This is a genomic window from Polymorphospora sp. NPDC050346, from assembly GCF_040655695.1.
In the GTDB taxonomy this organism is placed as follows: domain Bacteria; phylum Actinomycetota; class Actinomycetes; order Mycobacteriales; family Micromonosporaceae; genus Polymorphospora; species Polymorphospora lycopeni.
Window position 1 is genome coordinate 69,882 of record NZ_JBFAKM010000034.1, and the last position, 13,922, is coordinate 83,803.

10 protein-coding genes and 3 pseudogenes are annotated in these 13,922 nt (G+C 70.4%); 11 read left to right on the plus strand and 2 right to left on the minus strand.

The window, feature by feature from the left end:
• The first annotated feature begins 11 nt into the window (after positions 1-11).
• The 10 genes and pseudogenes from AB0I42_RS28325 to AB0I42_RS28370 form a co-directional block, all read left to right on the plus strand.
• On the plus strand, positions 12-1,295 hold the full coding sequence (locus AB0I42_RS28325) for a neutral/alkaline non-lysosomal ceramidase N-terminal domain-containing protein (protein WP_357541858.1): 1,284 nt from the start codon (positions 12-14) through the stop codon (positions 1,293-1,295).
• Complete coding sequence (locus AB0I42_RS28330) at positions 1,292-2,218, plus strand: NAD(P)-dependent oxidoreductase (protein WP_357541860.1); 927 nt, start codon at positions 1,292-1,294, stop codon at positions 2,216-2,218. Before AB0I42_RS28325 ends, AB0I42_RS28330 begins: the two co-directional genes overlap by 4 nt.
• Positions 2,215-3,186: a hydroxyacid dehydrogenase gene (locus AB0I42_RS28335; RefSeq protein ID WP_357541862.1), complete on the plus strand. Its 972-nt coding sequence runs from the start codon at positions 2,215-2,217 to the stop codon at positions 3,184-3,186. The genes AB0I42_RS28330 and AB0I42_RS28335 overlap by 4 nt, the downstream gene beginning before the upstream one ends.
• Positions 3,183-4,121 carry a dihydrodipicolinate synthase family protein gene (locus tag AB0I42_RS28340; protein ID WP_357541864.1) on the plus strand — a complete coding sequence of 313 codons (939 nt, stop codon included), beginning with the start codon at positions 3,183-3,185 and terminating at the stop codon, positions 4,119-4,121. Before AB0I42_RS28335 ends, AB0I42_RS28340 begins: the two co-directional genes overlap by 4 nt.
• Positions 4,118-5,581 (plus strand): hypothetical protein, encoded by a 1,464-nt coding sequence (locus tag AB0I42_RS28345; RefSeq protein WP_357541866.1) that lies wholly within the window; start codon positions 4,118-4,120, stop codon positions 5,579-5,581. Before AB0I42_RS28340 ends, AB0I42_RS28345 begins: the two co-directional genes overlap by 4 nt.
• On the plus strand, positions 5,578-6,462 hold the full coding sequence (locus tag AB0I42_RS28350; protein WP_357541868.1) for a sugar phosphate isomerase/epimerase family protein: 885 nt from the start codon (positions 5,578-5,580) through the stop codon (positions 6,460-6,462). The genes AB0I42_RS28345 and AB0I42_RS28350 overlap by 4 nt, the downstream gene beginning before the upstream one ends.
• Positions 6,459-7,208 (plus strand): SDR family NAD(P)-dependent oxidoreductase, encoded by a 750-nt coding sequence (locus AB0I42_RS28355; RefSeq protein WP_357541870.1) that lies wholly within the window; start codon positions 6,459-6,461, stop codon positions 7,206-7,208. Before AB0I42_RS28350 ends, AB0I42_RS28355 begins: the two co-directional genes overlap by 4 nt.
• Positions 7,201-8,160 carry an aldo/keto reductase gene (locus tag AB0I42_RS28360; RefSeq protein ID WP_357541873.1) on the plus strand — a complete coding sequence of 320 codons (960 nt, stop codon included), beginning with the start codon at positions 7,201-7,203 and terminating at the stop codon, positions 8,158-8,160. The genes AB0I42_RS28355 and AB0I42_RS28360 overlap by 8 nt, the downstream gene beginning before the upstream one ends.
• 238 nt (positions 8,161-8,398) lie before the next feature.
• A complete protein-coding gene (locus AB0I42_RS28365) occupies positions 8,399-8,836 on the plus strand; it encodes a DDE-type integrase/transposase/recombinase (RefSeq protein ID WP_357541875.1) in 438 nt (145 codons plus the stop codon).
• A 38-nt stretch (positions 8,837-8,874) separates the two neighbouring features.
• Positions 8,875-9,192 (plus strand): annotated as a pseudogene (locus AB0I42_RS28370) (transposase family protein); the annotation flags it as partial.
• A 353-nt stretch (positions 9,193-9,545) separates the two neighbouring features.
• Here the strand turns inward: AB0I42_RS28370 and AB0I42_RS28375 are convergent.
• Positions 9,546-9,911: pseudogene (locus tag AB0I42_RS28375) on the minus strand (transposase family protein); the annotation flags it as partial.
• A 124-nt stretch (positions 9,912-10,035) separates the two neighbouring features.
• Positions 10,036-10,176, minus strand: a pseudogene (locus AB0I42_RS28380) (transposase family protein); the annotation flags it as partial.
• 1,111 nt (positions 10,177-11,287) lie between these two features.
• On the opposite strand from AB0I42_RS28380, the gene AB0I42_RS28385 reads away from it, so the two are divergent.
• Positions 11,288-13,922: IPT/TIG domain-containing protein (locus tag AB0I42_RS28385; protein WP_357541877.1), on the plus strand; the 2,635-nt coding region annotated here is incomplete at its 3' end.

Genomic DNA, 13,922 nt, shown 5'->3' on the forward strand with positions numbered 1-13,922 from the left:
GCGCCGAGGCCATGAGCAATCTCCAGGTGGGGGTCGGCCGGGTGGACATCACGCCCCGGTCGGCCGTCCCGATGGCCGGATACCCGGTCATCCATCCGATCGACGGCGGCCCACGCGACCACGACGGGTACATCGGCCGGACCGGCGACTTCGTCGACGTGGCCGACCCGACGTACGCCCGCGCGGTGGCACTGACGGACGCCGACGGCACGGCGGTCCTGGTGTCGCTGGACGTCTGCGTCGTCACCGCCGCGTTCACCGCCACCGTGCGGCGACGGGTCCGGGACGCTTACGGGATCCCGGAGACCTCCGTGATGCTCGTGGCCACGCACAACCACTCGGGCCCGGACTTCACCGGCCAGTGGGAGCCGGTCGACCCGTCGGTGACGGCGGCGGTCGTAGACGGGGTGGTACGGGCGGTCGCCGAGGCGGTGGGGAGCCGGCAGCCGGCCACGGCCGGAGTCGGCGTCGGGCACCTCGCGGGTCTGACGATCAACCGACGGGACGCCTCAGGACCGGTCGACCCGGACGTGCCGGTGGTGCGCTTCGACGGCGCGGACGGGTCCTGCCTGGCGCTCGTCTACGGGTACGCCTGCCATCCCGTGATCGTCGGGACGCACAACCGGTCGATCTCCGGCGAGTTCCCCGGCCTGTGCTCGGCGATGCTGGAGGCCGTGCCCGGCGGGCCCCGGGTCGCCCTGTTCGTCAACGGCGGGGCCGGCAACATCAACCCGCGCGCCTTCCCGTACCCCGACGGCGAAAACGTCGTACTCGCCGGTCGGCGTGGCCGGGACCCGAGGATCCGCTCGATCCCCGTAGCGGCCCGCTTCGCCACGGCACTCGGCGGCGAGGTGCTCCGGACGGCCGCGGTGACGGCCACCGGCCCGCTGCGGCCGGGACAGGGCGTCGGCGGCGCGGTCCGGACCGTCGAGGCGCCCCTCAAGCCGGCGGACCAGCTCGACCGCCTGCTGCGACACATCCCGCACAGCCCCGCCGTCGCCAAGGTGTGGCGCACCGCCCGGTCGCTGGTGACCGAGGTGTCGCTGCTGCGCCTCGGCCCCCTGGTCCTGCTGGGCATCCCCGGCGAGCCGTTCGTCGAGACCGCACTGCGCCTGCAGACCCGTACCCCGGACACGCTGTTGCGGGTCGCCGGCTACGCCAACGACTACCCCGGCTACCTGTCGCCTCCGGACGAGATGGCCAAGAACCGGTACGAGAGCGTCGCGACACCGCTCAGCCTCGACGGCGTCGCCCAGGTGCTGGACGCCGTCGACGCGATGGCGGGGTCGGTATGAGCGCGGGCACCGTCTACGTCCCTGCGGCGTGGGCCGGCGAGGCGGGCGGGCCAGCCGTCGGGTACGACTCACTGCGGGCGCTCCTGGAGTCGGGGACGGTCGCGCCGCCGTCCGCCCTCTGCGTGGACGAGCCCATCGACGACCGGCTGCTCGCGCTCGTGCCGAGCGGATGCCTGCTGTCCTTCCCCGGCACCGGTGTGTGGGACCTCGTCGACGTAGACCGTGCTGCCGCCCGCGGCGTGCGCGTGAGCAACATCGCCAACTACGGCACCGACGCGATCGCCGAACACACGTTCGCGCTCATGCTCGCGGTCACCCGGTCCCTCCTCCAGGCCGACCGCCGGGTCCGTGCCGGGCTGCCGCCACCTGACTGCTGGGGCACCACACTCGCGTCCCGGGTGCTCGGCGTCGTCGGCCTCGGTGCCGTCGGCCGGCGGACGGCCCAGCTCGGCGCCGCGTTCGGCATGCGCGTGCTCGCTACAGCGAGCCGCGAGGACTCCGTGCGGTGGGCGGCCGGAGCCGAGGGCGTACGCCTCACGTCCCTGCCGGACCTGCTCAAACGCTGCGACGTGGTCAGCCTCCATCTCCGGTACGCCCGCGGCGACCGCCCCACGCTCGGACGCGTCGAGCTGGCGTCGATGAAGTCGACAGCGATCCTGGTGAACACCGGCCGCGGTGGGCTCGTCGACCTCACCGCCCTCACCGAGGCGCTCGCCAGCGGCGCGCTCGCCGGAGCCGGACTGGACGTCCTCGACCCCGAGCCGCTCCCTGCCGACCACCCGCTGCTCGCCCTGGACAACGTGGTCCTCAGCCCGCACGTCGCGGCCGGGGCGCCACAGGTTCGGCGACGGGCGATCGCGGCGGCACTGGAGAACGCGCGGTCCTTCGTCCACTCCGGCCCTACAGTGGATGTTTTGCGATGAGGCCCGTCGTACTGCTCTCCGAGCCCATCCACCCCGACGGGCACCGGCTGCTGGAGCGGCGGGCCACCGTCACGCTCGCGGCGTCGGTCGACCCCGCGAGCCTCCTGGAGCACGCCGAACGCGTCGATGCGGTGATCCTGCGTGCCCGGGGGCGGCTCGACCGGGCGTTCTTCCGCCGTGCACCGCGCCTGAAGGTGGTGGGTCGCTACGGCGTCGGCGTGGACAACATCGACCTCGACGCCGCCGCCGAGCACCGGGTCACCGTGGTCAACACCGCCGGCCTCAACGCGCAGTCCGTCGCCGAGCACACCATCGCCATGATGTTCGCGCTGGCCCGGCGGCTGCACCGGCAGGATAGCGCGGTCCGCGAACGGGACTGGTCGGCCCGCGACACGCTGGGCGGATCCGAGCTGGCCGGCGCGACCTTAGGCGTCATCGGGTTCGGCTCCATCGGCCGCGCCGTCGCGGCCATCTGCCGCCGCGGCCTGGGCATGCGCGTGCTCTACCACGATCCGTTCCGCGCCGCCGACGCCGACGGGCTTGCCGCGTCGCCGGTGAGCCTCGACGACCTGCTGCGCCACAGCGACGTCGTCAGCGTCCACGTCCCGCTGACGCCCCAGACCCGCCACCTGGTCGGCGCCGCGCAGCTTCGGACGATGCGCCGGCACGCCCTGCTGATCAACGTCTCCCGGGGAGCCGTGGTGGACGAGGACGCCCTGGCCGCGGCGCTGGCCGACGGCACGATTGCCGGGGCCGGGCTCGACGTGTTCGCGCAGGAGCCACCCGAGCCGTCCGCCCCGATCCTCTCCGCCCCCAACACCCTCCTCACCCCGCACAGCGCCGCCCTCACCGAACAGGCCGCGCGCCGCGTATCCGTCGGTGTCGCCACCGACGTGCTGGCCGTCCTCGACGGGCGCCCGGCCGTCCGGGCGGTGCCACAACCCACAACCACTGGACGCGTCACATGACCGACATCCGCCTGCACGGCGTCATCGCGCCGATGGTAACCCCGATGCATCCGGACGAGACCGTCGACGAGACCTCGGCCCGGCGTCTGGTCCGGGCGCTGCTGTCCGCGGAAACCGACGGGCTGTGGCTGCTCGGCACCAGCGGCGAGTTCGCCGCGCTGGACACCGCGGAACGCGCACGCCTGGTCGAGGTGGTCTGCGACGAGGTCGCTGGACGGGTTCCGGTCGTGGTCAACGTCAGCCAACCCGGTACGGCGCTCGCGATCCGCACCGGTCGGGACGCGATCCGCGCCGGCGCCGACGCCCTGGCGGCGACGCCGCCCTTCTACTACCCACACAGCCCGATGGAGATCGACGGGCACTACCGGGCCCTGAAGAACGCTCACCCCGACGTTCCGCTGTTGGCCTACAACATCCCGCAGAACGTCCGACCGGCACTGGAGGCGGCGGGCGTCGTGGCACTGGCGGCCGACGGGGTCCTACAGGGAATCAAGGACTCGCAGAACGACCTGCAGTGGTTTCGCCGCGTCGCGGACCGCACCCGCGAGGTGGTCGGGCCCGACGGGTTCGCGATGCTGCTGGGCACACGGACCCTTGTGGACGTCGCGGCCGACGTCGGCGCCCATGGGGTCGTGCCGGCGATGGCCAACGTCGCCCCGTCCGCCTGCCGCCGGGCGTTCTTCAACCCGGGCGACCAGACGCGGGCCGACGTGGACACGATCTCCGCGTACGAGCAGTTGACCGCACACGCCGTCGCGACCTCCGTGAACGCCACCGCGATCTGTGCCGTCAAGACCGCGTTGTGGCACTGGGGCATCATCGCGTCCCCACAGGTGAGCGCCCCGCTGCGGGCGCCCCAGGGAGACGCACTCCAAGCCCTGCTCACCGCGCTCTCCGCCCTCGCCCCTCTGACGAACCCGGACGGATCTTCATGACCTCAGACACCGACCCCGCCGCCGCTCACCTGCGCGTGGGGGTCGCCCGCGCCGACATCACCCCGCCGGTGGGCATGCGCCTCACCGGGACGCTGCGCGAGGGAGCGTCGGAGGCGGTCGACCGCCCGCTGACCCTCAGCGCACTCGCCCTGCTCGGCGGCCGGACGACGGTCATCGTCCTCGCCTGCGACCTCATCCACCTCTCACCGGACGAGGTCGCGCACCTCCGCCGCGCCGTCGTCGAGCGGATCGGCTCGGCGGACATCTTCGTCAACGTCAGCCACTCGCACGCGACACCGGCGCCGCCCAGTGCCCAGGAGTTCGATCCGGAGACCGAGGCCGATCAGGTCGAACTCGCCGACGTCTACTTCCGCGGGGTCGTCGCGAAGGCCGCGGGCATCTGCGCGGTCGCGGTCGCGGGCGCGCGTCCCGCGGTCGTCGGGCACGGCACCGGCGCGGTGACGGTCGGCGTGAACCGCCGCGAGGTCGGCCCCGACGGCAACCTGCTGCTGGGGGAGAACCCGGACGGCATCGTCGACCCGACCGTGGGCGTCGTGCGTTTCGACGAGGTCGGCGGCCGGCCGATCGCGGCGGTGGTGCACTACTCCTGCCACCCGGACGTGCTCGGCCCCAAGTCCGGCCTGATCTCGCCCGACTACGTCGGCGCGGCCCGCGAGGTCACCGAGCGGCTCACCGGCGCGACGACCCTCTTCCTGCAAGGCTGCGCCGGCGACATCGACCCGCTGTGCGGCATCGTGACCGGCGACGACGGGGTCCGCGAGGCCGACCGGCTCGGCACCGAGCTTGGCTGCGAAGCAGTCCGCGTGTACCAGCGGCTCGTCGAGCACCGAGTCCGCGACCACCGGGTGCATTGGCGCTCGTCAACCTCGACCTCGTCGGTCACCGGCTGGGTGTACCAGGACGCCCGGCACACCGACCCGGTCGTGGCCAGCATCTCGACCACGGTCACGCTGCCACTGCGCGAGCTGCCGGCCCCCGACGAGGCCGCCGCCGAGTACGCCGCGGCCGTCGAACACCTCGACGCCGTGCGGAGCCAGGAGTCCGACCTGCCGAGCCGGCTGCGGGCGCGACGGCGGGTCATCTGGACCCAGATGCAGATGGAGGCCGCACGGCGCGAAAGAACGCTCACGGTCGACGTCGAGGTCCAGGGCATCCGGATCGGAGACCTGGCCCTGATCGGCATACCGGCCGAGCTGTTCGTGGAGATCGGGCTCCAGATCCGGGCTGGTTCTCCCTTCCGCACCACGCTGGTCAGCGGCTACACCAACGGCGTGCTGTTCTATGTGCCCACCGCGGCCGCCTTCGAGCAGGGCGGGTACGAGATCGAGTCGCACCAGAACTACCTGCGGCCGGCCGGGCCGACAACCGAATGGGAGAAGCGGCTCGTCTCCACCGGCCTGGAGGTCCTCGCCGACCTGAACGCGGAGGTGACCCGGTGAGCCCGCGGATCGCACTGTCCGGATTCTCGTTCGACGGCTACTCCGCCGAAGATCTGCTGGCATTCGCCGGCCGCCTCGGCGTGACCGGCATCGACTACTGGCCCTGGAACCGCGGCCCGCATTCGGCCGGCAGCTACCGGCGCATGCTGGACGACGCGGGGATGAGCGTCTGCTGCGTGAACGTGCCGAGCAAGCAGATCCGGCTCGGCGGCGCCACGCCGCCCGACGACGCCCGGCGCGTCGTCGTCGCGGCCATGGACGACGCCGTAGCGCTCGGCGCGCCGGCGATCCAGGTGTACTGCGCCACGCCCGACGTGCGTACCCGGGGCGAGGCCGTCGACATCCTGGCCGACCAGCTCGCGCCACTGCTCGACGAGGCCGCGAGCCGCTCCCTCACGGTCCTGCTGGAGAACAACCTGGACCAGCGCGGCGAGGACGCGTACGGCGTCAACGCCTCGCGATCCGTGGAGAGTCTCGAAGCGCTCGCCCGGCGAACCGGACCTGACGGCGTGCGCGTCTGCTACGACCCGGCGAACTTCGTGGCCGTCGGCGAGCCGGCGTTCCCGGAGGCGTACGAGCGGCTACGGACGTACATCGGAGGCGTCCACGCCAAGGACTGCGTCCGCTTCGAAGAAGCGCATCGCGACCGGCCCGAGGCGCGGCGGCTCTTCGTCGACGGGCTCGAAGGACCTTTCCTGACCGTCGTCGTGGGCCAGGGCGCCGTCGGCTGGCCCGCCCTGATCGAGCGACTGGTCGCGGACGGATACGACGGCTGGTTGACGATCGACCCGTTCACCAGCCCGGAGCTTCTGGAGGAATGGTGCGTAGCGAGCCTCGACGCGGTCACCGGGATGATCGCCTCGGCCGAGGGGGCCCGGTGACGGCCGACTGGTGGGGACTGACCGGACGGCGGGTCCTGGTCGCCGGCGTGGGCGGGCTCGGCCGCTCGGTGATCGAGGCTCTCGCCGAGCTAGGCTGCGTCTGTGCCGCCCTCGACCGGTCGGCGGACGCCCTCAACGAGCTGGCGACCGCCCATCCGGATCTGCCGACCCGGCAGGTCGACCTGACGGACCGGGAAGCCACGCGCGCCGCCGTCAACGAGATGGCCGCCCGGATGGGTGGGCTGGACGTCGCCGTCCACGCGGTCGGCGTCAACGACCGGCAGCCCATCCTGTCCGTCACCGCAGACGCCTGGCGGCACCTGCTCACGGTCAACCTCGACTCGGCGTTCCACTTCGCACAGGCCGCCGGCGCGATCATGACAGCGGGGGGCCAGGGCCGGCTCATCCTCTTCTCGTCAGTAGCCGGGACGCTGGCGCATCGGGACCACGGCGCCTATGCGGCCTCCAAGGGGGCGCTCAACCAGCTCGCCCGGGTCATGGCCCACGAGTGGGCGTCGGCCGGCGTCACCGTGAACACGATCGCGCCGGGCTACACGCCGACCGGACTGACCATCGGCCATCTCGCCAAGCCTGGGGTCGAGAACGCGCTCACCGGGCTCGTCCCGGCCGGGCGCCTCGGCCTGGTAGAGGACGTGCAGGGCATCGTCGCCCTGCTGGCCTCGCCCCGATCGGCCTACATCACCGGCCAGGTCATCCACGTCGACGGAGGACGGACCCTTGTCTGATCGCAACGCCCTCGCCGCACGGTTGCCCGTCCCCGGCACCGACCTTCGGGTCGCGCCGCTCTGCTTCGGCGGCAACGTCCTCGGCTGGACCTGCGACGAACCGCAGTCCCGGGCCGTGCTGGACGCGTACGTCGCGGCCGGCGGCAACTTCGTCGACACGGCCGACCAGTACTCCTCATGGGGCTCCGGCAACGTCGGCGGCGAATCGGAGACGATCATCGGACGGTGGCTGGCCACCGGCGTCGACCGAGGTGAGCTGGTGATCGCGACCAAGTGCGGCCGGATGCCAGGCATGGAAGGGCTGGCGCCGGCGACCATCCGTGCCGCGGTCGACGACTCACTACGCCGGCTCGGCACCGACTACGTCGACCTGCTGTACGCCCACCTCGACGACACCGAAACCCCGCTCGAGGCGACGCTGGAGACCTTCGACAGCCTGGTCCGGGCCGGCAAGGTCCGGTACGTCGCCGCGTCCAATTACGGCGCCGAACGGCTGGACCAGGCGCTGAAGACCGCGGCCGCCAACGACTGGGCGCCGTTCGCCGCTTTGCAGGCCCACTACAACCTGGTCGAGCGGGAGGCGTACGAGACGGACCTGCGCGCCGTGGTGGCCCGGCACGGCCTGGCCTGCTTCCCGTACTACGGCCTGGCGAGCGGATACCTGACCGGCAAGTACAGCAGCGGGTCGACGCCGGCCAGCCCCCGCCGGGCGGCCGCCGACCGGTACCGGGAACGCGGCGGGGAACGGATGATCGACGCCCTGAGGGCGATCGCCGACCGGCGTGCGGTGGCGCTCGGCGCGGTGGCCCTCGCCTGGCTTGCCCACCAGCCCACGGTTGTCGCTCCCATCGCGAGTGCCCGCACCCCGGCCCAGCTGACCGAGATCATCGCCTTCGCGGGGCTGGCTCTGGAAACCGACGAACTCGCCGCGCTCGACGGCGCCAGCCGCTGACTGCGGTGAATCGAGACGCATAGGTGAACGATGTGCGTCGTCGCCCTGGCATGTATGGCCGGGACAAAGACAGCCGAACGGCTCCATTGGAGGCGCCGGCCGCCGTGGATGGCAGCCTGACACGGTGGCGGGTGAAGCGCGACGGGCTGCGTGACGGTCTCGCCCGCCGAAGGCTGAAAGGGCGCTGGAAGGCTCTGTTGCATTGGTTGGGAGCTTGATCGGCTACTGTCGTTGGCCGGTGTCCGGCGCTACGTGTACCGGGGCCGTCGACCAGTACGGGCAGGTCATCGACGTGCTCGTCTCAGCGCGTCGGGAGGCGGCCGCGGCCCGCCGGTTCTTCCAACGATCCCTGACCACCCTGAAGGCCACGCCGGCCGAGGTGGTCACCGACGCCGCCCGGTCAATTCCGGCTTCCTCGACGATCCGGTCCCCTCGGCGTGGCACGCATCGAACGACATGCCAACAACCCGATCGAGGCCGACCACAGTCAGCTCAAACACCGAATACGCGTGGATTACGCACCGACCACACCGCACCGACGATCATCACCCGGACACGTCTTCATGCAGAACCTACGGTGCGGATACTACGAACTCGCCACCGATGCTCCGCCCGCAACGCGGGTGGCTGCCGTGTTCACCGAATTCGCCCGAGCGATCTGAGCAGTGCCCGCTGACGCGGCTTGGCCGGCTGTCCATGGTGAATCATTTCGGCGTGCAGGTGATCTCGGCAGCCCACCCTGAGTGGACTTTTCCGTTCACCGGGCTGCGGCCCGCCCAGTTCCGCTGGCTGGTCGGGGTGGTCGCCGAGCGTGGCGGAGACGCGATCGCCGACGGCCGGCCCGGTCGCCAGTGGTCCCTCGACCTCGCCGACCGGGTGCTGCTGGTCGCGACCTGCTGGCGCACCAACCTGATGCTGCGGCAGATCGGGCAGCTGTTCGGGGTATCGCACTCCGCCGCCCACCGGGTCATCGACATCCTCGGCCCACTGCTCGCCCTGGCACCGGTACGACGGCGCCGGGTCGACCAGATCACACGGCCCTTTCGCCCCGGCCAGCGCACCGAAGAGAACGAAGTCGACCAGCCCCAGACCACACCGCACGGGTTGCACATCAAGCTAGTCGGCGACGATGTCCCAGGCGAGGTTCGAGGGCCGGCCGCCGCCGCTGGCCAGGAATTCGTGGGCGGCGGCCCGTGCACCCGTCGGGGTGACTCGGGTGCGTTCGGGCCAGGCGTCGGTCGGGCGTCGGCGTAGTCGAAGGTGAAGGTGGGGTCGTTGTCGAGTTCGGCTTGGTGGGCCCAGCCGCTGCTGCCGTCGGCGGCGACGTGGTAGGCGAAGGAGCGTTCGGGGTGGCCGACGCAGATCTGCGGTTGGCGCCACCACTTCAGTTCGGCGATGGCGTGCTCGACCGGGATCCGTCGTGAGGACTGGTGTTCGCGTTCGTCTTCCCAGATGACCTGTCGTGCTTCGGCTGCTCCGGGTCGGAGTTTCAGCGGTGGTGTGATGACCTGGTCGGGGTGGTTCTTTGTCAGGCCCTGGTAGCCGGTGTCGACCAGGACCTTCACCTGTGGGTAGGCGTCGAGCAGGGTGTCGATTTCCTCCATTCGGGCGGCGGTGGCGTCGCGCATGCGTCCGGGCCGGTAGCTGCCGCACCACAGCGTTGCTCCGCCGGCGTCGGAGGCGATGGTGGCCTTGATGGTGTTGCGTCTGGCCTTGCCGGACACGAACGCCTTGCGTCCCGGTCTGCCCACCCGGGGGCGGCCGGACCCGGATCTCGGTGGCGTCCAGTCGCAGGGTCACGCCTTCGGCGGCGTGGGCGAACACGTCGGCCAGGGTCCGTAGCCGTACACCGTTGGACAGGGCGCAGCCGCGGCCGGCCAGCAGCGGACGGACCTGGCCGATCGCCCGGGTCACCGTTGTACGGTCGACTCCGAACGCCACTGCCAGGGCCTGGTGCGGGATGCCGAGACGCAGGTGGGCCAGCGTCATCACCAGTCGGTCGACGAACCCCAACACCGGCAGTCGGCCCGCGCCGGCCGTCCGCTGCCGGTGCCCACCGCGTCGGGCGTGCAGCCGGCCCTCACGCCCGGGCGATCCACAACGGATACAGCTCCAACCGTAGCGGGTTCAGGTGGCGGCCGGAGATCCCGGTGAACGCGGGATGGCTGAAGACAGGACGCGCCCAACGGACCGACACCCGCAGATCATCGACCACACCGACCGACCGGCACCCAGCGCCCTACTGCGCACAAGGTCGTAAGAGCGGGAGCCCTGTGCATAGGGGTCTCCACCGCTTGGTCTCGAAGATCCGATCCCCACCCCGGTCGCCGCGAACCCTCCCGGCGACCGGGGCGCCTACGGCGCCTGAGGCTGTGTGATCTGACGGCGCTGCGGGCCGTGCAGCGGGCTGTCTCGGGGAAAGTGACCGGTCCGAAAACCAAAAGGGCGTGCGAACCCATGAGACGCGGGCTACTGGCAGACCCATGGGACGCGCAGATTGACCAACCCGCGTACCCGCCAACGGTCCGGTTTCGGACATCCGTGTATTGGCCCTGTTGGACGGGTGTGAATTGTCGGGGTGCGCGCATGTGACCAGGGTTTCTTTCGAATCCTTGTTACGGACAGGTTTCGGCGGGTGTGAGGGGGAGTACATGCGGGGGTATTTCCATGGGTCGATCAATCCAGGTATTTTGTTCTGAGCCAGCAATCGATCATTGCGACTGTCAGTTTTGGGGGCATTGGTGCCGCAGGCAGCAAAAGACTTGACGCCGGCCGTGCGCACCCTCGGCGCCGTGTGCGCCGCCAGGCTCGCCCGGCCGGGCGAGCGTGAAGCCGGACGCCCCGGGAGGGCGCTGCTCGGTGCCGTTGGCGCATGTCTGGACGTGGCCGTGATCTTTCCTGACGAGGTCCGCGACGCGCGCCGCCGTCCCGGCAGCGACAGCGGCACTCGCGCCGGAGAGGGTCTCCCGCGGATCGAACTGGCCGCACAGGCCCGCTGAACCGGCGCGGCGGTTCAAGTCGGGTCAGTCGATGCAATTCATTAGTGCAAGCCTATAGATAAATAGAGGCTGAGTTCTGTTTGTGCGACAGAGTCGATAACCCTCAGCGTGGAACGAAGGGATCCAAGATGTCCTCGAACAACCCGTATCGCCGCCCACCTGACAGGCCACGCCGCCGTTTAACCGCAGCCGTTCTCACCATTGCGCTCACCGTGCTCGGTCTGGTGATGGTGACGAGCCCGGCTCGCGCGGCCGGGACGGTGCCGACGATCGCCTACATCACCATGGGTAACCAGGTGTGGGTCCACGATATGGTCGGCAACGCCCCCATTGACTTCTTCCGGACCGACGCCACAGGCGCTTCAGCGAGCGCAGTTGCGTTAACGGTCACCCCTGACGGCACCCGCGCTTACGTCGCCAACGAAAACTCCTACGCCGTGTCGGTGGTCGACACGGCCACGGACGGGGTCATCACCAACATCACCGTCGGAGGCGCCCCGCAGGCGCTGGCGGTCAGCCCGGACGGCACGCGCCTCTACGTCGTCAAGGTGAGCAGCAACAGTGTGTCGGTGATCAACACCGCTACCAACGAGGTCATCGACACCATCACCGTTCCCGACGCGGTCGGTGGCCTGTCCGGGGTGGCGTTCGGCCCGGACAGCACCCGCGCTTACGTCCCCCACAACACCGAACGGGTTTCGGTGATCAACGTCACGACTAACGAGGTCATCGACACCATCTTCATCGGCGCCAACTCCGGGCCACGCGGAGTGGCAGTCAGTCCGAACAGTCCCCGCCTCATCGTCACCAATGTGTTGGGCAGGGATGTGTCAGTCATCAACACCAACACCAACGAGGTCGAAAGAACCATTGTCGTGGGTTCCGGGCCCAACGACGTGGTCTTCAGCCTGGACGGCGCACATGCGTACGTCGCTAATAAGGGCGACGGCAGTGTCTCGATCATCGACACCACTACCAACCAGGTCGAAACCCCCTTCTTCCCCGGCGCTGGGACGGCAGATGTCGCGCTGAGCCCCGATGGCGCCCACCTCTACGCCATCTCCCCACCTTCTCGCAGGATGGTGGTGTACGACACCACCACCAACATGTTCGCCTTCGCGAGTTCGTCGAGCTCTACCCCCGTCATGATCGCCGCGTTCCCTTGGCCCGCGCCGACGGTGACCGGCGTCAGCCCTAGCAGCGGCCCAGTCACAGGCGGCAACACCATAACCGTCACCGGCACCAGGCTCAACAAGGGGACAATTACCTTTGGGGCTGCGGGGCCGGCCAGCGGGGGGTGGTGCACGACCACATCGTGCACCGTGACCGCCCCGCCCGGCCCACCGGGTGTCGTGGACCTCCGACTAACCACTCCTGGCGGCACCATCACCGCCGGCCAGTACACCTACCTAGCCGTCCCGGTGGTCACTGGTGTCAGCCCCAGCATCGGCCCGGTTGCCGGCGGTAACCCGGTGACGATCACCGGGACCGACCTGGCCGGTGCCACCGGTATTACGTTCGGGCCCGGTAACAACGCCACCGACGTGACCTGCACCGCCACCTCGTGCACGACTGTGGCTCCGGCCGGAAACGCGGGCGAGGTTCACGTACAGGTGACCACGCCCGGTGGGACCAGTGCTACGAGCGACGCCGACCGGTACACCTACGCACCCGTCCCGGTGGTCACCAGCGTCAGCCCCAGCAGCGGCCCGGCCGCCGGCGGAAACGCGGTGACGATCACCGGCACCAACCTCGAAGACGCCACCGAGGTCACCTTCGGACCTGGCCGCAGTGCCACGGACCTCGCCTGCACGGCGACCTCGTGCAGTGTGACGGCACCTGCGGGACCAGCGGGCACGGTGCACGTGCAGGTAACCACACCCAGCGGAACCAGCGCTACGAGCGATGCCGACCGGTACACCTACCTACCCGCCGCGCCCGTCGTGACCGCGATCCACCCCGACCGCGGTCCCACGGCGGGCGGCACCAAGGTGACGATCACCGGCACCGACCTCGCCGACGCCACCGAGATCACGTTCGGGCCCGGTAACAACGCCACCGACGTGTCGTGTACGGCGACCTCGTGCACCGCCGTGGCTCCCCCCGGTGCGGGCACGGTGCAGGTGCGGGTCACCACTGCGGGCGGGACGAGCGGCAGCGCCCAGTACACCTACAGCAATGTGCCCGTGGTGACCGCGATCCACCCCAGCAGCGGCCCGGTTGCCGGCGGTAACACGGTTACGATCACCGGGACCGACCTGGCCGGTGCCACCGGTATTGCGTTCGGGGCCGGGAACAACGCCACCGATGTGTCTTGCACGGCGACCTTGTGTACGGCTGTGGCTCCGGCCGGAAACGCTGGCGAGGTTCACGTACAGGTCACCACGCCCGGCGGAACCAGCGCCACCAGCGACGACAACCGGTACACCTATGTGTCGGCGCCGACCGTCACGGCGGTCAGTCCCAATGCTGGCCCACTGGCTGGCGGTAACACGGTTACGATCACCGGGACCGACCTGGCCGGCGCCACTATCACCTTCGGGTCGGGGAACAACGCCACTGACGTGTCCTGCACGGCCACCTCCTGCACGGCCGTCGTACCGGCGGGAAGCATCGGAACGCTCCACGTACAGGCCACGACTATCGGCGGAACCAGCGCCACCAGCGTCGACAACCGGTACACCTATGTGTCGGCGCCGACCGTCACGGCGGTCAGTCCCAATGCTGGCCCACTGGCTGGCGGTAACACGGTTACGATCACCG

What these genes read in the sequence shown, in the direction of transcription:
- AB0I42_RS28325 (WP_357541858.1), top strand. Translation starts at nt 12, where the DNA reads ATGAGCAATCTCCAGGTGGGGGTCGGCCGGGTGGACATCACGCCCCGG.
- AB0I42_RS28330 (WP_357541860.1), top strand. Translation starts at nt 1,292, where the DNA reads ATGAGCGCGGGCACCGTCTACGTCCCTGCGGCGTGGGCCGGCGAGGCG.
- AB0I42_RS28335 (WP_357541862.1), top strand. Translation starts at nt 2,215, where the DNA reads ATGAGGCCCGTCGTACTGCTCTCCGAGCCCATCCACCCCGACGGGCAC.
- AB0I42_RS28340 (WP_357541864.1), top strand. Translation starts at nt 3,183, where the DNA reads ATGACCGACATCCGCCTGCACGGCGTCATCGCGCCGATGGTAACCCCG.
- AB0I42_RS28345 (WP_357541866.1), top strand. Translation starts at nt 4,118, where the DNA reads ATGACCTCAGACACCGACCCCGCCGCCGCTCACCTGCGCGTGGGGGTC.